This window comes from Amycolatopsis sp. NPDC051371 (assembly GCF_040682155.1).
GTDB lineage: Bacteria > Actinomycetota > Actinomycetes > Mycobacteriales > Pseudonocardiaceae > Amycolatopsis.
Window position 1 is genome coordinate 65,135 of record NZ_JBFBAG010000016.1, and the last position, 16,950, is coordinate 82,084.

The 16,950-nt window shown below is 72.6% G+C and carries 17 protein-coding genes; 10 read left to right on the forward strand and 7 right to left on the reverse strand.

Features of this window, described 5'->3' with window-relative positions; genetic code table 11:
* Nucleotides 1-22: 22 nt before the first annotated feature.
* Both AB0M59_RS20800 and AB0M59_RS20805 read right to left on the reverse strand, forming a co-directional pair.
* Nucleotides 23-1,408 (reverse strand): DUF5691 domain-containing protein, encoded by a 1,386-nt coding sequence (locus AB0M59_RS20800; protein WP_364617245.1) that lies wholly within the window; start codon nt 1,406-1,408, stop codon nt 23-25.
* A 40-nt stretch (nt 1,409-1,448) separates the two neighbouring features.
* Nucleotides 1,449-2,768, reverse strand: a complete 1,320-nt coding sequence (locus tag AB0M59_RS20805; RefSeq protein WP_364617247.1) for an SWIM zinc finger family protein — start codon at nt 2,766-2,768, stop codon at nt 1,449-1,451.
* A gap of 135 nt (nt 2,769-2,903) precedes the next feature.
* Between AB0M59_RS20805 and AB0M59_RS20810 the strand changes: the two genes are divergently transcribed.
* Together AB0M59_RS20810 and AB0M59_RS20815 are read left to right on the forward strand one after the other, a co-directional pair.
* Nucleotides 2,904-3,407 carry a PadR family transcriptional regulator gene (locus tag AB0M59_RS20810; protein WP_364617249.1) on the forward strand — a complete coding sequence of 168 codons (504 nt, stop codon included), beginning with the start codon at nt 2,904-2,906 and terminating at the stop codon, nt 3,405-3,407.
* On the forward strand, nt 3,407-4,006 hold the full coding sequence (locus AB0M59_RS20815) for a GyrI-like domain-containing protein (protein ID WP_364617487.1): 600 nt from the start codon (nt 3,407-3,409) through the stop codon (nt 4,004-4,006). Before AB0M59_RS20810 ends, AB0M59_RS20815 begins: the two co-directional genes overlap by 1 nt.
* On the opposite strand, the gene AB0M59_RS20820 is transcribed toward AB0M59_RS20815, so the two are convergent.
* The 3 genes from AB0M59_RS20820 to AB0M59_RS20830 all read right to left on the reverse strand — a co-directional run bounded on the left by AB0M59_RS20820 (nt 3,991) and on the right by AB0M59_RS20830 (nt 7,576).
* Nucleotides 3,991-4,254, reverse strand: a complete 264-nt coding sequence (locus tag AB0M59_RS20820; RefSeq protein ID WP_364617251.1) for a hypothetical protein — start codon at nt 4,252-4,254, stop codon at nt 3,991-3,993. The two genes, AB0M59_RS20815 and AB0M59_RS20820, sit on opposite strands and share 16 nt — an antisense overlap.
* Complete coding sequence (locus tag AB0M59_RS20825) at nt 4,254-6,320, reverse strand: AMP-binding protein (protein ID WP_364617253.1); 2,067 nt, start codon at nt 6,318-6,320, stop codon at nt 4,254-4,256. The genes AB0M59_RS20820 and AB0M59_RS20825 overlap by 1 nt, the downstream gene beginning before the upstream one ends.
* Nucleotides 6,321-6,643: 323 nt before the next feature.
* The gene (locus AB0M59_RS20830) at nt 6,644-7,576 is read right to left on the reverse strand and encodes a WYL domain-containing protein (RefSeq protein ID WP_364617255.1); all 933 of its coding nucleotides are present in this window, start codon (nt 7,574-7,576) and stop codon (nt 6,644-6,646) included.
* Between the two features lie 107 nt (nt 7,577-7,683).
* Between AB0M59_RS20830 and AB0M59_RS20835 the strand changes: the two genes are divergently transcribed.
* The 6 genes from AB0M59_RS20835 to AB0M59_RS20860 all read left to right on the forward strand — a co-directional run bounded on the left by AB0M59_RS20835 (nt 7,684) and on the right by AB0M59_RS20860 (nt 13,249).
* Entirely contained in the window at nt 7,684-8,064 is a 381-nt protein-coding gene (locus AB0M59_RS20835; protein ID WP_364617257.1) for a VOC family protein, read from the forward strand.
* A gap of 193 nt (nt 8,065-8,257) precedes the next feature.
* Complete coding sequence (locus AB0M59_RS20840; protein ID WP_364617259.1) at nt 8,258-9,037, forward strand: DUF5753 domain-containing protein; 780 nt, start codon at nt 8,258-8,260, stop codon at nt 9,035-9,037.
* Nucleotides 9,030-9,218, forward strand: a complete 189-nt coding sequence (locus tag AB0M59_RS20845) for a DUF397 domain-containing protein (RefSeq protein WP_364617261.1) — start codon at nt 9,030-9,032, stop codon at nt 9,216-9,218. Before AB0M59_RS20840 ends, AB0M59_RS20845 begins: the two co-directional genes overlap by 8 nt.
* A 49-nt stretch (nt 9,219-9,267) precedes the next feature.
* Complete coding sequence (locus tag AB0M59_RS20850; RefSeq protein ID WP_364617263.1) at nt 9,268-10,017, forward strand: 3-hydroxybutyrate dehydrogenase; 750 nt, start codon at nt 9,268-9,270, stop codon at nt 10,015-10,017.
* A gap of 33 nt (nt 10,018-10,050) precedes the next feature.
* Nucleotides 10,051-11,379 carry an MFS transporter gene (locus tag AB0M59_RS20855; protein ID WP_364617265.1) on the forward strand — a complete coding sequence of 443 codons (1,329 nt, stop codon included), beginning with the start codon at nt 10,051-10,053 and terminating at the stop codon, nt 11,377-11,379.
* Between the two features lies 1 nt (nt 11,380).
* Nucleotides 11,381-13,249 carry a GAF domain-containing protein gene (locus AB0M59_RS20860; protein ID WP_364617267.1) on the forward strand — a complete coding sequence of 623 codons (1,869 nt, stop codon included), beginning with the start codon at nt 11,381-11,383 and terminating at the stop codon, nt 13,247-13,249.
* A 9-nt stretch (nt 13,250-13,258) separates the two neighbouring features.
* On the opposite strand, the gene AB0M59_RS20865 is transcribed toward AB0M59_RS20860, so the two are convergent.
* Nucleotides 13,259-14,404, reverse strand: a complete 1,146-nt coding sequence (locus AB0M59_RS20865; RefSeq protein WP_364617269.1) for an MFS transporter — start codon at nt 14,402-14,404, stop codon at nt 13,259-13,261.
* A gap of 30 nt (nt 14,405-14,434) precedes the next feature.
* Between AB0M59_RS20865 and AB0M59_RS20870 the strand changes: the two genes are divergently transcribed.
* The gene (locus tag AB0M59_RS20870) at nt 14,435-15,445 is read left to right on the forward strand and encodes a LacI family DNA-binding transcriptional regulator (protein WP_364617271.1); all 1,011 of its coding nucleotides are present in this window, start codon (nt 14,435-14,437) and stop codon (nt 15,443-15,445) included.
* Here AB0M59_RS20870 and AB0M59_RS20875 read toward each other — a convergent pair.
* On the reverse strand, nt 15,435-16,328 hold the full coding sequence (locus AB0M59_RS20875; RefSeq protein ID WP_364617489.1) for an NADP-dependent oxidoreductase: 894 nt from the start codon (nt 16,326-16,328) through the stop codon (nt 15,435-15,437). The two genes, AB0M59_RS20870 and AB0M59_RS20875, sit on opposite strands and share 11 nt — an antisense overlap.
* A gap of 79 nt (nt 16,329-16,407) precedes the next feature.
* On the opposite strand from AB0M59_RS20875, the gene AB0M59_RS20880 reads away from it, so the two are divergent.
* Nucleotides 16,408-16,944, forward strand: a complete 537-nt coding sequence (locus tag AB0M59_RS20880) for a helix-turn-helix domain-containing protein (RefSeq protein ID WP_364617273.1) — start codon at nt 16,408-16,410, stop codon at nt 16,942-16,944.
* Nucleotides 16,945-16,950 lie beyond the last annotated feature (6 nt).

The following is a 16,950-nucleotide window of genomic DNA, read 5'->3' on the forward strand; positions in this document are numbered from 1 at the left end:
CTTGAGGTTGACACAAGGGGTGTCATGCGAGCTCCTCGTACATTTCGCGGCGGAAGTTCAGCGTTTCGGTGAGCGCCCGGCGCCACGGACCGGCGTCCATGGTCAGGCGGGTGGTGGCGAGCGGGTGGCGCAGGCACGCCGCGGGGACCGCGCGGGCGATCACGACGGCGGCGTGCGAAACCAGGCGGTGGTCGTCCTGGCGGGCGATCCAGTCGAGCAGGGCGGTGCCGAGCTCCTTCGTCCACGGCCGGGGCAGCTCGTGCACCAGCCGCGCGAACGACTCGACGGGCAGCCGGCTCACCAGGTGCCCCACGGTGGCGGCCTGGCTCGCCGGGCTCAGCACGCCGAGCAGCGGTGGCGTGGTGCGCCCGCCGGGGTCGGCGCCGATCAGCGCCTGCGCCCAGGTTTCGTCGCGCTGGCGCAGGGCCGCGGTGGCCCAGGAGTCGCGCAGCACGCCGGGCGGGCAGCCCTCGACGGTCATCCGCACCACCTCGGCCGGCGGGCCGAACTCGGTCCAGAAGGCCAGCGGAGCCGCGGCGGCGAGGGTGCGCAGCCGGACGGTGCCTTCGCCGCGTTCGCCCTGGGGGACGGAGACTTCGAGCACCCGGCCTTTCCTGCGGACCAGCGGCCGCAGCCGGTCGGCCATCGTCTCGCCGTACCGCGTGCCGGGCAGCCGGCCGAGCAGATCGGCGGCCCGTTCGCGGACGGCGGCGGCGCGATCGGTGAGCGCGGCTTCGAGGAACGCTTCGTCCTCGGCGCTCACATGCCCGGCGAGCACGCCGAGAAAGTCCGAGCGGACGTCGGCGGGTTCGCTCTTCCACGAACCTTCGAGGGCTTCGCGGGCGGCGCCGGGATCGTCGGCCAGCTTGGTCGCCAGCCAGCGGCGGCGCTGGGCGAGGCTGCCGTACTGCCAGACGTCGCCGGACTCTTCGGGGGGCGCGGAGAGGAAGGCCCAGTCGGGGTTCCGCTGTCCCAGCCAAGCCCCCAGCGACCCGGCGACGGCGACGAGCGGACCGCGCAGGGCGGCCTTGCTGCGCGCGGCTTCGGCGAGGAGGGGGAGGGTTTCGGGCGGGACGCGGTAGTCCGTGCCGGCGACGACGCCGAGCCATTCCAGGAGGAGGTCGGGATGGCTGGCGGCGAGCAGCCGGGCCAGCCGTTCCCGCGCGAGGGGCGGGACGAAGGGCCGCTCGTCGGGCGCGGCGACGGGGAGGGCGCGGACGTCGCTTTGGGCGCGCCGCCCGGCTCGCCGGTAGGTGGTCAGGACGGCCGCCGCGGCGAGGAGCTGTTCGGCGGGGTCTTCGCGGCCGGCGATGAGGTCCTGGACGGCGGGTGGCTGGGTGGCGGGGTCGAGGGGGCGACGGCGCGTGCCGAGGAGTGCGGTGCCGACGAGGTCTTCCCAGGCTTTCACGGTCGCACCTCCCGCTCGTGGTTCTGGTTCTCCGAAAGGGTCACAGCCGCACCGCCCGGTCGTCCTGCCAGCACATCAGCGGCCGCAACCCCGATTGGCTCCACTCGCCCGCCACCGTCAGCGGCCGGCCCGCGGACATCGCCAGCAGCGACCACGGGAACGTGTACGGCACCAGCGGCAGCGCGGTACCGTCCTTTTCGGACAGACACCAGCCGCCCGCGTGTTCGGCCGGTGTGACGCCGGAAAGCAGGACCGGCCAGCGTTCCAGCCACGGGTCCGCCGCCATCGCCCGCGCGTACGCCGCCAGCGCGTCCGAGATCGAGCCGCCTTCGGCTGCCGGGGCGGACAAGGGAATGCCGCGCTCGGCCACCAGCGCTCGCAGCGGCGCCGCGCCCGGGTAGAACGCCAGCTCCGCCGTCAGCAGGTGCCCGGGCGGCAACGACGCGTCCAGCGGACGCCCCGGTGGAGCGAACGACAGCACCAGTGCGTCGCGGCCCGTGAGCCGGCCGCGCAGCCACGTGCGGCGCGTGAGCAAGCGGTCGTTCTCCTCGTCGGCGGCGCCCGTGATCAGCCACTCGTCCGACACGCGCTCGCCGCTTTCCAGGACACGGGCCGTCTCCACCGAAAAACCGAGCCGCGTCCGGACGGTCTCCGCCAGCGGGACCGGCAGCGAATCCAGCCGGGTCGCCGCGTCCGCCAGCAGGTACAGCAGCGACAGCTCGCCGAGCAGCGCCTCCGGCCAGTCACGGCGGCCGACGATCCCCGCCGCCCGCCGGAGACCGCCCGCCAAGCCGGACGCCTGTGCGTCGACCATCCGGGCGGCCACCGTGCGCAGCTCTTCACCGCCGCTGCGCTCGAAACCGGCGAAACCCGCGCCGATCCGGTCGGTCAGCCAGACTTTCAGCTCCGCGACACCGCCTTCGACCCGCGCGGCCCGATCCGAAGCGCGTCGCGCGGCCGCCTCCTCGTCCTTGGGACCGGCCGCTTCCGCCCGTTTCTCGGCTCGCTGGGCGCGATCGCCGCGTTCGGCGAGCCAGGTGTGCACCCACTCGGGTGGCTCGGCCGAGTCGAGTTGCCGTGCGGCCCACAACATCAACAACCCGAGCGCGTGCTTGCACGGGAACTTCCGGCTGGGGCAGGAACACCGGAACGCGGGCTCGGCGAGCTCGACGCACGTCTGGTACGGCTTCTTGCCGCTGCCCTGGCAGAAGCCCCACACGGCGTCTTCGGACGCACCCGCGCCCGACCACCTCGCCGGCGCGGCCAGCGCCCGGCCCGCCTTCTCCGAAGCGGGATCCGGCGCGAGCCCGGCCACGCGTTCCGCGGTCCACGGCACCGCCGTCACCACCTGTCCCCCCACTGGTTTCCTTTGCCGTCCGGTCGAATTCCCCAGGCTAGCGGCCCGGAGAGGCTTACCCGGTGAAGCATGCCAGCACCCACCGACAATTTCCGGCGACCTTGACGAAGGGGAGTATTCCAGCACTAGAATAGTCCCGTGCTGACCGACGCGGAACTGACGGTGCTCGGCCTCGTCTCCGAGCGGCCGAGGCACGGCTACGAGCTGGACGAAGTCGTCTCGGAACGCGGGATGCGCGACTGGACCGCGCTCGGCTTCAGTTCGATCTACTACGTGCTCGGCAAACTCCGCGACCGCGGCCTGGTCGCCGAGGTCGCGGGGGAGCGGGCGCACGCGAAGGCCAAGAAGACGTACACGGCGACGGACGCGGGCCGTCGGGCGTGTGCGGCGGCCGCGGAGGCTGCCATCGCCGAACTGCGCCCGGTGCACCCGCCGGTGCTGGTCGGGCTGGCGAACAGCCCCGCGATCCCGCCCGAACGGCTCAAAGCGGCATTGGCCCGGCGCGCCGAAGCGGTGGAGGAACGGCTGGCCGAAGTCCGCCGGGCAGCCGAGGTCGAGGCTCCGCCGTTCGTCCGGGCCATCTTCGACTACTCGATCGGCCAGCTCGAAGCGGAAGCCGAATGGCTGAAAGGACTGACCTGATGCCCTACGACGTCAAGAAAGACCTGAAGCAGCTGTACGCGCCCAAAAACACCGACTGGGCCCTGCTCGACGTCCCCGAACAGCAGTTCCTCGCGATCGACGGCCGCGGCAAGCCGAACACCGCGGACAGCTACAAGAAAGCCGTCGAAGCCCTCTACGCCTTCGCCTTCACGATCAAGATGACGGCCAAACGCACCGGCGAGGACTTCGTCGTCGGCCCGCTGGAAGGCCTGTGGTGGGCCGAGGACTACGCCGCGTTCACCGTGCGCGCCAAGGACTCCTGGCAGTGGACGATGCTGATCTCGCTGCCGGAACGAATCGGCGAGGACGCCGTCGAGGAAGCCCGGGAGTCGGTGAAGCGCAAGAAGAAGATCGACGCGCCGGTCCGGCTCGAGAAGCTGCACGAAGGCCGGTGCGCGCAGGTACTGCACGTCGGCCCGTACGACGACGAAGGTCCGCTGCTCGCCCGCCTGCACGACGAATTCCTTGCGCAGCACGGACTGAAGGAAACCGGCCTGCACCACGAGGTCTACCTCGGCGATCCGCGGAAGACCGACCCCGCGAAACTCAGGACCGTGCTGCGTCAGCCGTTGGGCTGATCGAGCTCGGCGAGCCCGCTTTCCCACCGCTCACGGCGTTGCGCGGACGTCTGCTCCCACCACGGGTCGCCGCGTTCGCCCAACGCCACCTTCGCCAGCTGGGTGCGCGCGCGATCCTGGACGCGCCGCGCCGCCATCAGGTGCTTCTGCAGGCGGTCGCGGACGTCGTCCGGGATCTCCGGATCCGTCGCGCGCCAGCGACGGCCGTTCACGATGATGTAGCGGCCGTCGGGCGTGTGCTCGGGCATCAGTACTCGCTGCTGACCGGCCAGGTGTCGTCGTGCAGCAGGCGCTTGAGGATCTTGCCCGTCGCGTTGCGCGGCAGGTCCGGCACGAAGTACACGTCCCGCGGCACGGCGAACCGGGCCAGCCGCTGGTGGATGTAGGCCCGGATGTCCTCGGCGTGCAGCGAGGCGCCGCGCCGCGGGACGACGTACGCCGCGAGGCGCTGGCCCCACTCCGCGTCCGCCACGCCGACCACCGCCGCGTCGTGCACGCCGGGCAGCGCCACCAGCGCTTCCTCGACCGGACGCGGGAACACGTTCTCGCCGCCGGACACGATCATCTCGTCGGCGCGGCCGGTGACGAACAGGCGGCCCGCCGCGTCGAGGTAGCCGACGTCGCCGGTGGCCATCAGGTCCGCCGCGCGCGCCGGGTCGGTGCCGTTCGTGTAGCCGTCGAACAGCATGTCGTTGCCGACGAAGATCTGGCCCTCGCCGCCGGGCGGGACGGGCTTGCGCTCCTCGTCGAGGATCGCGACGCGCGTGCCGAGCGGGCAGCGCCCGGCCGTGCTCGGCGCCGCGCGCAGGTCGCCCGGGTCGGCGATGCTCGCCCAGGACACCTCGGTCGAGCCGTAGAAGTTGTAGAGGACGTCGCCGAAGGTGTCCATGAACTGCGTGACGAACGTGCCGGACAGCGCCGACCCGCTGCTCGCGACGATCCGCAGCGACGACAGGTCGTAGCGCGCCCGCACCCGCTCGGGCAGGTCCGTGATCCGTTGCAGCATGATCGGTACCGCGAACAGCGCGTCGCACTTCTGCTCGGCGATCGCCCGCAGCGTCTCCTCGGCGTCGAACCTGCGGATCAGCGCGAGCGACGCCCGCAGCGCCATGCCGAGCTGCATCGCGGCCAGGCCCCAGCTGTGGAACAGCGGCGCCGCGACGAGGATCCGGTCGCCGGCGCGCAGCGGGATCCGGTCGAGGATCGCCGCGGCCGTCCCCATGCCCTTCGGCGTGGGGCGGCGCGCGCCCTTCGGCGTCCCGGAAGTCCCGGACGTGAGCACGACCACGCGGCCCGGCCGGTCGACCGGTTTGGGCGGGTCGGCGGGCGCGGCGTGGATCAGCTCGTCGACGGTCGGGTAGCCGGTCTCGGCGTCCGGCCACGTGCTGATCCGGGCGAAGTCGCCCGGGACGTTCGCGATGGTCTGCGCGAACTCGTCGTCGGCCAGCACGGCGGCCGGCTCGTGCTCGGCGAGGACGTCCTTGACCGAGGCCGCGGACAGGCCGGTGTTGAGCAGGATCAGGTCGGCGCCGAGCTTGCTGGCGGCGACGAACGACTCGACCATCGCGGCGTGGTTGCGGCACATCAGCGCGATCCGGTCGCGTTCGCCGACGCCGAGCTCGCTCAGCCCGTTCGCGAGCCGGTCGCTGCGCTCCTGGACCTGGCGGAAGGTGCGAAGGCTGCGCTCGTCGTGCAGGGCGGGTTCGTCGGGGACGCGGGCCGCGGCGGCCTGGTAGCCGCCGGCGATGGTGGCGCCCCACTGCGCGAGGGAGCTGAGCTGGCGGGCGATCTTGTCCGGCCGGCCCGCGCTGAGGACGCCGGCGCGCACCAGGACGCTCGTGGTGCGCAGCTTGGTGGCCTTGTTGCCGTCCCGGTCGGCGTCGGGGTCGGACTCCCCGGCCAGATGCAGGTCGAGACGCCGCGCGAGGGCGCGGACGTCCTTCTTCACCGACGACACCAGATCCAGGTGCGACGGCGGCAGCATCATCCGGACGAACAGCTCGGTCTTCCCGCCGGCCAGCGGTCTCAGCTCGAGCGAGACCCACGTGCCCTCGTCGGGGACGCCGCACCACACGACGTGTTCGCCCGGCCGGTACACGACGGCCTGGACCTGCGCCTCCATCATCGGCCCGCGCTCGGGAGCAATCCGGATCACGCCCTTGGGCCCTCGGCCGCGCGCGGCGTGTTCGTGGATTTCGCACCCGGCGATCTCGGGCACGAACCTCGAGTACCACTCCGGCGATCCGACGATCTGCCACACCACGTCCGGCGTGTGCCCGACCACCGCACTCGCCTCGACCACATCGTCACGCATCGTCTGCCCTCACCGCAGGCTTTCGGGGACCGGTGGCGGAGCCCCCGGCCCGGAGCGAAGCTCCGGTTGTCACAGCAGTTGTCACCGAACACTCGTTCAGGTCACGGAGGCGTCACAGTAACAGCAAACGGGTGATCGCGGATACTCCGAACGGCCAGATACCGGAGGGTAACGGACACCCGTAGTAGGCCCTCCTAATGTCCACTGTGGAGTGATTAACGCCGTTCACCGAGGATAGTGGCCACAGGGGGTGTGCGCAGGACACCTGAGACGCCGTGAATGACTCGTTCAGGGCGCCGGACGACATGAATGAGGCATTCACGTCATTCCGGGGCATAGCGGGCAACCAGCTCCGCGCCGAGCCGGGCGAGTTCGGTCCGGACGGACTCGGGACCCTCCACCTCGACGAGCGCGCCCCAGCCCGCCAGCTCCTGCGCGATCATGATCGGCGCGGGTGCCGCTACCCTCGCCCGGACCCGGTCACCCGGCAGGTCCGCGACCAGCTCGCAGTGCCGGCCGAACCGGTCGCGAAGCACGCCGAAGTAGCGGCGGTCGAGCACCACGTCGGCGGTGAGGAGCGACCGGCGCTTCTCGATCTCCTCGACGACTTCTTCCCACACCTTCGCCAGCTCGAGGTCCGCCGGGCGATCCGCGGCGTCGTCGGTCGCGGCGGCCTCGGCGATCCGGTCCACCCGGAACGTCCGGCGGCCCTTCGGAGTCCCCGCGACGAGGTACCAGACGTCGTCCTTGTCGACCAGCCCCCACGGGTCCGCGAGCCGCTCCTGCCCGCTGTAGGTGAACCGGACGCGCCGCCGCGCGATGACGGCGTCCCGCAGCAGCTCGACCATCGGCGGCCGGTCCTTCACTCGCTCGCCCCAGCCTGCCTGGTCGACGAGGACGGCCTCGGCGGCCGCCGAGGCCTCCGCGCGGAACGTGCCGGGCAGCGCGCCCATCAGTTTTCGCAGAGCCGACTTGACCTCCGGGGCCGCCGCCGCGGCCGGGCCGGCCAGGAGGAACAGCGCCTGCGCCTCGCGCGCGGTCAGGCCGGACAGGTCCGTGCGCGCGCCCCCGACCAGCCGCCAGCCACCGCCGCGCCCTGGCTGCGGGTAGACGGGCACCCCCGCCGTCGAGAGCGCTTCGAGGTCGCGCCGGGCCGTCGCGACGGAGATCTCCAGCTCGGTCGCCAGTTCGGCGGCCGTGACGCGGCCGCGCGTCTGCATCAGCAGGAGGGTGGCCACGAGACGGTCGGCGCGCATGGGAGGAGTCTCGCAAACAAAGTGCTCATTCGGTGCGCACTTTCACTCCGCATGATGGCTCCACACCGCTTGAACCCGCTCGAGAGGGAACAGACATGCTGCGAGGAATGGCCACCGTCTCCTACTTCGCCGACGACCACGCGGCCGCGCAGGCCTGGTACACCGAGTTCCTCGGGATCGAGCCGTACTTCCACCGGCCCGGGTACGCCGAGTTCCGCATCGGCGACTACCAGCACGAACTCGGCTTGATCGACCGCAAGTACGTCCCGGCGAGCATGGGCGGGCCGAGCGGCGAGATCGTCTACTGGCACGTCGACGACCTCGAAGGCACCGTCGCGCGCCTGCGCGAGCTGGGCGCGAAGGAGCACGAGCCGATCACCGAGCGGGGGCCCGGGTTCGTGACCGCGTCGGTCGTCGACCCGTTCGGCAACGTCCTCGGCGTCATGACGAACGTGCACTACCTGGCGGTGCTGGAGGAACGCTCATGAGGCGGTAGGTCTCCTTGACGCACTTTTCGCACCGCTCGTGCCGATCGGTCTTGCCCGCGGAATCGGTGGCGTAGAAAGGGAAACAGCCCGCGCCGCAGCTCGCGAAGTAGATGAGGCCGAGCCGGACTTCGCCGCGGCCGACGTAGTGCGTGCGACGCCGGCGCGGATCCGGCCCGCACTCGGGGATCCATCCGTGGGCGGGCAGGCGGGCGGCGGCGATCTCGTCGAGCACGCCCGCCCGGCCGATCAGGTCCGCGCCGAGGCAGGCGAGACGCTCGCCGAGGTCGTGGCTCTGCTGATGGGGGTACTCGTGGTGGAGCCGGAGGAGCGGTCCAGGTTGCTGGAGCTGGCGCGCACCGCGGCCGAAGTGAGCTGGCTCGAGAAAGTGATGCCCAGCGTTTCGCTCGAGCCCGGGACATATGTGCAGTACGAGCGCGAGGCGAGCGAGTTGTTCGGGTGGGAACCGGCGCTGATCCCGGGACTGCTGCAGACCCCGGCCTACGCGCGGATCGCGCTGGCCGGTTTCGGGGTGGTCGGCGAGAACAACGAGCGACTGGCCGCGGCCCGGGAAACCCGGCGGAACCGGCTGGCCGGACCGTGGCCGACCGGTTTCCAGGCGGTGGTCGCCGAGGCGGCGCTGCGGCCGGGGTTCATCGCGCCGGCGGTCATGATCGACCAGCTCCGGTTCCTGCTCGGCTGGACCGGGCGGAGCAACGTTTCGCTGCAGGTCCTCCGCGGCGCCCCGAGATTCCATCCGGGGCTGTGCGGGCCGTTCGTGATCCTCGAATTCCCGAACCTGCCGCCGATCGTCTTCATCGAGCAATACCGGTCCAGCGCCTACCTCTACGCTGCCGAGCAGGTGGCGGACTACCGGTTGGCCGCCCAGACCTTGGCGGCGCTGGCCCTGAGCGAGCAAGAAAGCTGTGCGTTCGTCAGGGAGGTGATCGCCGAACTCGGAGGCCCGGATGAGTGAGTGGCGGACCTCCCGCTATTCAGGCGAAGACAACTGCGTCGAAGTCGCGCTCGGACCTGCGGCAAAAATCCGCGACACCAAGGACCGCTCCGGCGGCACCCTCGAAATCTCCACCCGATCGTGGCAGGCCTTCCTGATCGACGTGTGTCGCTCGACCCCACAGGACCTTCGCGAGCTGTAGCTCCCTCGCACATAGCCCGCGACCCGGGCCACGCTTACCGTTCCCGTCCATGACCAGCGATCTGGACGGGCGCACCGCCCTCGTCACCGGCGGGGCCGGCGGTATCGGCCTGGCCTGCGTCCGCGCTCTCGCGGCGGCCGGGGCCAAGGTGCACGTCGTCGACATCGACGGTGAGCGCACCGAAGCCGTCGCCGCCCAGGTCGGGGGCTGGGCGCACGTCGCCGACCTGACCGATCCCGGCACCATCGATGCCCTGCCCGCCGAGGTCGACATCCTGGTCAACAACGCCGGGATCCAGTACGTCGCGCCCCTCGAAGACTTTCCGCCGGACGTGTTCACCCGCATCCAGGCGCTGATGGTCACCGCTCCCTTCCTGCTCATCCGGCACACGCTTCCGGCCATGTACGCCCGGGGCTTCGGCCGGGTCGTCAACATGTCGAGCGTCCACGGGCTGCGCGCCTCCGCCTTCAAGTCCGCGTACGTCGCCGCCAAGCACGGGCTCGAAGGTCTCTCCAAGGTCGCCGCGCTCGAAGGGGCCGAACACGGCGTCACCAGCAACTGCGTGAACCCCGGTTATGTCCGCACCCCGCTGGTCGACGGCCAGATCGACGCGCAGGCCGCCGAGCACGACATCCCGCGTGAGGACGTCGTCGCCGAGGTTCTCCTCCGGCGCGCCGCCATCAAGAAGCTCATCGAAGCCGACGACGTCGCTTCCCTGGTGACGTGGCTGTGCTCGCCGCACGCCGGCCACGTCACCGGGGCGTCCATCCCGCTCGACGGCGGCTGGACCGCTGCCTAGAAACCCTGTCACCACAAGGAAGTGGAGCCCGCAGTGAGTCAACCGAACCGGTCGGCGATCGCCAAGATCGTCGGCGCGAGCCTGATCGGCACCACCATCGAGTGGTACGACTTCTTCCTCTACACCTCGGCCGCCGCGCTGGTGTTCAACAAGCTGTTCTTCCCGACCGCGAACCCGCTGACCGGCACGCTGCTGGCGTTCCTGACCTACGCCGTCGGGTTCCTCGCCCGCCCGATCGGCGGCCTCGTCTTCGGCCACTACGGCGACCGGCTCGGCCGCAAGAAGCTCCTGATCGTCAGCCTGGTGCTGATGGGCGGCTCGACCTGCCTGATGGGCGTGCTGCCGACGTACGCGAGCGCGGGTGTCGCGGCTCCTGTCCTCCTGACGCTGCTGCGCCTTGTGCAGGGCTTCGCGCTGGGTGGTGAGTGGGGCGGGGCCGTCCTGATCGTCTCCGAGCACGGCGACGACCGCCGCCGCGGGTTCTGGGCGAGCTGGCCGCAGTGCGGCGCGCCCGGCGGCAACCTCCTCGCGACCGCCGTCCTGGCGATCCTCTCGGCCACCCAATCCGACGCGACGTTCATGGCCTGGGGCTGGCGCGTCCCGTTCCTGCTCTCGGGCGTGCTGCTGCTGATCGGGCTGTGGATCCGGCTGGCCGTCGCCGAGTCGCCGGTGTTCCTGGCTGCCCAGCAGCAGGCCGAGACGCGCACCGAGAAGCACGTCCCGGTCGTCGAGGTCTTCCGCAACAGCTGGCGCCAGGTGCTGATCACGATCGGCGCCCGGATGGCGGAAAACGTCTCGTACTACGTGATCACCGCGTTCATCCTGGTGTACGTCACGACCGGGCTGCACCTGCCCAAGGGCGTCGGCCTGAGCGCGGTGCTCATCGGCTCGGCCGTGCACTTCGTGGCGATCCCGCTGTGGGGCGCGCTGTCCGACCGCGTCGGCCGCCGTCCGGTGTACCTGTTCGGCGCGATCGGGATGGCCTTGTGGGGCTTCGCGTTCTTCGCGCTGCTGGACACGAAGTCGACGCCGGTGATCGTGCTGGCCGCGACCGTCGGGCTGGTGCTGCACGGCGCGATGTACGGCCCGCAGGCCGCGTTCTTCGCCGAGCAGTTCCCGACGCGGGTACGCTACACCGGGCTGTCGGTCGGCGGCCAGCTGTCGTCGATCGCCGCGGGTGCCGTCGCCCCGCTGATCGCCGTCGCGCTGTTCTCCGCCTGGGGCAGCACCGTGCCGGTGTCGCTGTACGTCGCCGCGATGTGCCTGATCACGGTGATCGCACTGCTCGCGGCCCGCGAGACGCGCGGGGAGTCGCTGCACGACGAGGACGTCGAGGCGGAGACGGCGGCCGTTTCGCCCTAGCATGACGGCCGTGACCGCACCCACGGACGCGCTGCGCCGGCTGCTCGACCTGCTCGCCTCCGGGGCGAGCAGCGAGCAGCTGGCGCACGTCGTCGTGGCCGCCCGCGCCGAAGGCGCCCTCGGCCCGGCCGACCTGACCGCCCTGGCCAGCGCGGGCGAGCTGGCCCTGCGGATCCGCGAGACGCTCGCGGAGCACCGGCGGCGGGAAGCCCAGCTCGGCGCGCTGTTCGACACCGCGAGCGAGCTCGCCGCACTGTCCGATCCGGACACCGTGCTGCGCTCGATCGTCCGGCGGGCGCGGTCGCTGCTCAACGTCGACGTCTCCTACCTGTCGCTCAACGACGAGGCCGAGAACCGGACCTACGTCCGGGTCAGCGACGGGTCGGTGTCGGCGGAGTTCCAGCAGATCGTGCTCGGCATGGGGGAGGGCCTCGGCGGGCTGGTGGCGCAGACCGCGCGGCCGTACGCGACGTCGGACTACTTCCACGACGACCGGTTCAAGCACACGCGCCACATCGACTCCGGCGTCCAGGACGAGGGCCTGACCGCGATCCTCGGCGTCCCCCTGGCGATCGGGCCGAAGGTGCTCGGGGTGCTCTTCGCGTCGGATCGGGGCACGCGGGAGTTCTCCGCGGACGAGGTGGCGCTGCTGTCGTCGCTCGCCGACCACGCGGCGATCGCGCTCGACAGCGCGAACCTGCTCGACCAGACCCGCCGCGCCGTCGCCGAGCTCAACGAGGCCAACGCGACGATCCGCGCGCACACCGAGGCGATGGAACGCGCCCAGGACGCGCACGACCGGCTGACCGACCTGGTGCTGCGCGGCGGCGACCTGCCGGACGTCGCGGCGGCCGTCGCCGGGGTGCTGCACGGCGACCTCACGGTCTACGACGCCGATCGCACGCTGCTGGCCAGCTCGGCGGAACCGGCGGCGCTCGATCCGGACGCCCTCGCCGCGGCCCGCGCCGCCGGGCGAGCGGTGTCCACAAAGGACACCTGGGTGTGCGCGGTGCAGGCCGGTCCCGAGGCGCTCGGCAGCCTGGTGCTGGCCGGCCGCGACGGGCTCACCGATCCGGACCGGCGGCTGTTCGAACGCGCAGGCGTCGTGACGGCGTTGCTGCTGATGCTGCGGCGGTCGGTGGTGCGCGCCGAGGACGAGGTCCGCGGCGAGCTGCTGACCGACCTGCTCACGGCGCCCGACCGCAACCCGCGGGCGCTGCTGGCGCGCGGCCGCCGGCTGGGGATCGACCTGTCGGCGCCGCACGCGGTGCTGGTCGCGCACGCGGACGGCGGCTCCCGGCGGCGCGTGGCGAGCGCGGCCGCTCGGCACGCGACGCTGGTCGGGGTGCACGCGGAGGAGGTCGTCCTGCTGGGCGCGGGCGACCCGGACGAGCTGGCGCGGCGAGTGGCGGCCGACCTCGGCGCGGCGACCGGCCGTCCGGTGACGGTCGGCGCGGCGGGCCCGGCGAGCGGACCGTCATCGATCGCCGCGGCCCACGGGGAGGCGGCGCGGTGCGTCCGGGCGCTGCTGGCGCTGGGCCGGACCGGCGAAGGCGCGGCGATGGCGGGGCTGGGGTTCCTGGGGCAGTTGCTGGGTGACCACGCGGATTTGGACGGGTTCGTGCGGCAGACGCTGGGTCCGGTTTTGGACTACGACGCGCGCCGGGGGACGGAGCTGGTGGCGACGCTGCGGGCGTACTTCGCGAGCGGATCGCAGCTGGCTCGGACGAAGGATGTGCTGCACGTCCACGTGAACACGGTGGTGCAGCGGCTGGAGCGGGTGGCGTCGCTGCTGGGGGAGGAGTGGCAGTCGCCGGAGCGGGCGTTGGAGATCCAGCTGGCGTTGCGGGTGCACCGGCTGGGCGGCTGAAGGTGCCCTTCAGCGCTCGAAGGCCGCGGACCGGCGCACGACGATCGCCGAGGTGAGGCCGCCGGCCGCCGCGATCACTACCGCCGCCGGCAGCATTCCGTGGTCCAACCCGAGCCCGCCCAGCGCGGCCCCCAACGCGATGCCGATCTGGAACGCCACGATGTACACCGCCGACGCCAGGTCCGGCCGGCTCTTCGCGACTCGCAGGACCGCCGCCTGCAGCACCACTCCGATCCCCGCCGCGGGCCCGGCCCACGCCACGATCGCGGCTCCCGCGGCGACCGGGCCCGGCAAGACCAGCAGCGCCAGCATGCAAGCAGCCAGACCGCCCGTCGTCACCAGCGCCGTCGCTCGCGGGTGCCGGTCGATGTGGCGGCCGATCAGGACCAGGCCGACCAGACCGACGGTTCCGTGGGCGAACAGCAGCAACGACGTCGATGAACCGGTCAGGTGCACGTACCGCGCGATGATCGCCGTGATGTACGTGAACGCCGCGAAGTGGCCGGTCACCACCAGCAGCGTCGTCAGGTGGACCGGGAGCAGCGAGCGGTCGGCGATGACCAGGCGCCCCCGGTCGGCGGGCTCCCCCGCGGGCATCGGGCCGACCGTGAGGCGGATGACCAGCGCCGTCAGCGCCGCGACGACCGCGACCGCCAGGACCGCGGGCCGCCAGCCGAGGGTCGCGCCGAGCCACGAACTCGCCGAAAGCCCGAACAGGAACGCCAGGGAGTTCCCGGCGAACACCACCGCCGTCGCGCGGCCGCCCTGGCCGGGCCCGAGCAGGCGGGCGGCCATCGACGCGACCACCGACCAGAACACGCCGTGGCCCACGGCCGCCACCAGCCGGGCCGCGACGGCGACGCCGTAGTCCGGCGCGATCGCCAGGACCACGTTCGACACCACGATCATCCCCAGCGTGACCAGCGCGGTCATCCGGCGGTCCCAGCGCGACGTGAGCGCCACCAGCGGCACCACCGAAACCGCCACGACCAGCGCGTACCCGGTCATCAGCAGCCCGATCGCGGAGTCCCCGACGGCCAGTCCGGACGCGAGCTGCGGCAGCAGGGCGACGGGCAGGTTCTCCGAGGTCACGGACACGAAGCAGGCGGCGCTGAGTGCTCCCAGCGCGAGCCGGGTGCGGGGCTCGACGAGCATTGTTTAACGATACACAGCTAGGGTGGGCTCATGTCCGGACCGACGATGGCGGACGTCGCGCGCCGCTGCGGCGTCTCGGCGATGACCGTGTCGTACTGCTACAACCAGCCCGACCGGGTCGCCCCGGAGACGCTGCGCCGGGTCCGCGAGGTCGCGGCCGAGCTCGGCTACCGCGGGCCCGACCCCACCGCGCGATCCCTGCGCCGCCGCCACAACGGCGCGATCGGCGTCGTGCTCGGCGAACACCTCGCCTACGCCTTCGAAGACCCGCAGGCCCGCCGGTTCCTGGCCGGCGTCGCCGAGGTCTGCCGCGAGCGCGGGAGCGGGCTGAACCTCATCCCGACCACCGGCGCGGACGACGACGTCGAACGCGTCCGGTCGGCGTCGGTCGACGGCTACATCGTCTGGACGACCGTCGACTCCGACCCCGTGCTGGACGTCGTGAGCGGCCTCGGCAAGCCGGTCGCGATCCACGGCGGGCCCGCGTTCGCCGGCGCTCACGTGGTCAGCATCGACAACCGCGAGTCCGCGCGGGAGCTGGCCGCGCGCACGTTCGCCGGCGCCCGGCGGCCGGCCGTGCTGAGCTTTCCCTTCGACCGTGACCGCCGGCCGAGGCTGGAAACCGGGCCCGCGGCGGAAACCGTGGCCTTCCCGGTCACCCGCGAACGGCTCCTCGGCATCTACGACCACCTCGGCGACCCGGGTGGCCTGCCGGTCGCCGTCGTCGCCCGCAACGACCGCGACGACGCCGCGAAGCTGGCCGAAGCGCTCCTCGACACCGAGCCCGATGCGGTGACCGCCATGAGCGACCAGCTCGCCTTCGCCATTCTCGACGCGGCCAAGCGCCGTGGCCTGCGTGTGCCCGAGGACGTCGCGGTCGCCGGGTGGGACGACGACCCGGACGCCGGCCGCGCCGGGCTCACGACCATCGCGCAGTCGCTCTTCGCGCAGGGCCGGGACTGCGCCTTGATCGCACTCGGCGAGCGGGGCCCGGACCGGCCCGCCGAGTGGACGGCGATCGTGCGGACGACTACTCGCTGACCGCGACGACCAGCTTTCCCCGCCGCGGCCCGCGTTCGGCGGCGGTGTGCGCGGCGGCCGCGTCGGCGAAGACCTCCTCGACCGGCACGCGAAACCGGCCCTCGTCGAAGAGCGCCGCGGCCGCAGCGAGGCCGCGACGCCCGTCCGGCTCGCCGCCCAAGGCGCCGACCGACACGCGAACGCCCTGGGGCGGCCCGCTGAAGTCGGCCAGCGTGACCACCGACGACGGCGATCCGGTCAGCGCGACCAGCTCCGGCAGCGAGCCCTTGCCCGCGACGTCGAGGGCCGCGTCGACCGGGCCGGACACCCGCGTGGCCAGGCCGGGGCCGTACGGAACCGGTGTGGCGCCCAGGCTTTCGACGAACTCGAGGTTGCCGGCCGTCCCGATCACCCGGGCACCCCGCGCGAGCGCCAAGCCGACGACGAGACTGCCGACCCCGCCGGACGCGCCGTCGACCAGCAGCGTCATGCCGTCCCGGACGTCCAGGAGGTCGAGCGCGCGAGTGGCCGTCTCGATCCCGGAGCCCGCCGCACCGGCCTGCTCCCACGGCATCGACGCCGGCTTGGGCGCCCAGAACGCCAGCACGGCGAACTCGGCGGTCGCCCCGCCGAGCCGGGCGACGTCGACCGCGCCGAACACCTCGTCGCCGACCGCGGCCCCGGGACCGGCCTCGTCCACGACACCCGCGGCGTCGACCCCGGGGATGTGCGGCAGGGCGATCGGCGAACGCGACTTCCCGGCGCGGATCGCCAGGTCCACAGGCGAGACACCGGCGGTCCGCACGCGGATCCGCACCTCGCCCGGCCCGGCGTGCGGCTCCGGGAGCTCCCCCACCGACAGGACTTCCGGCGGGCCGAACCGCTCGAACCGGCTTGCGAACACGATCACTCCTCCACCTCGGACACGCTGACCGCGCCTACGCTAGGAGTGATCAAAGGCGACGAGCGGGGAAGTGAGAGCCGTGCGGGACGAACTGACTCGGAAACGCCGGGCGGACGCCGAGGACAACCGCCGCCACCTCGTCGCGGTCGCGCACACGGCGTTCGCGCGGCACGGCCCGGACCTGCCGGTGCGGGAGATCGCCCGGCGCGCGGGCCTGGCGCCCGCCACGGTCCACCGGCACTTCCCGTCCCGCGACGACCTCCTCGCGGCCGTGCTCGCCGGCCAGGTGGACCGGTGCGGGGAGCAGCTGCGGGCCGCGCTCGCCGACCCGGACAGCCGCCGCGCGCTGACCCGCACGTTCCACCGCTTCGGCGAGTGGCGCGTCGAGGAGCCCGGGCTGATGGGTGTCCTCGAAGGACCGGAGTTCGCCGACCGGCGCCGCGCGCACGCCGAGGCGTTCGCGAAGCTGGTCGAGCGGGCCCGCGCCGACGGCGTCCTGCGGCCCCGGGTGTCCCTCGAGGACGTCCGGCTCGCCATGACGGCGACGACGTCGGCGCGAACCGGCCCGGAGGCCCGGCGGCTGACCGCGGTGCTGCTGACCGGGCTGCTGCACTGAGTCCCC

What these genes read in the sequence shown, in the direction of transcription:
- AB0M59_RS20825 (WP_364617253.1), bottom strand. Translation starts at nt 6,320, where the DNA reads ATGCGTGACGATGTGGTCGAGGCGAGTGCGGTGGTCGGGCACACGCCG.
- AB0M59_RS20860 (WP_364617267.1), top strand. Translation starts at nt 11,381, where the DNA reads ATGACGGCCGTGACCGCACCCACGGACGCGCTGCGCCGGCTGCTCGAC.
- AB0M59_RS20830 (WP_364617255.1), bottom strand. Translation starts at nt 7,576, where the DNA reads ATGCGCGCCGACCGTCTCGTGGCCACCCTCCTGCTGATGCAGACGCGC.
- AB0M59_RS20835 (WP_364617257.1), top strand. Translation starts at nt 7,684, where the DNA reads ATGGCCACCGTCTCCTACTTCGCCGACGACCACGCGGCCGCGCAGGCC.
- AB0M59_RS20850 (WP_364617263.1), top strand. Translation starts at nt 9,268, where the DNA reads ATGACCAGCGATCTGGACGGGCGCACCGCCCTCGTCACCGGCGGGGCC.
- AB0M59_RS20865 (WP_364617269.1), bottom strand. Translation starts at nt 14,404, where the DNA reads ATGCTCGTCGAGCCCCGCACCCGGCTCGCGCTGGGAGCACTCAGCGCC.
- AB0M59_RS20845 (WP_364617261.1), top strand. Translation starts at nt 9,030, where the DNA reads ATGAGTGAGTGGCGGACCTCCCGCTATTCAGGCGAAGACAACTGCGTC.
- AB0M59_RS20820 (WP_364617251.1), bottom strand. Translation starts at nt 4,254, where the DNA reads ATGCCCGAGCACACGCCCGACGGCCGCTACATCATCGTGAACGGCCGT.
- AB0M59_RS20870 (WP_364617271.1), top strand. Translation starts at nt 14,435, where the DNA reads ATGTCCGGACCGACGATGGCGGACGTCGCGCGCCGCTGCGGCGTCTCG.
- AB0M59_RS20815 (WP_364617487.1), top strand. Translation starts at nt 3,407, where the DNA reads ATGCCCTACGACGTCAAGAAAGACCTGAAGCAGCTGTACGCGCCCAAA.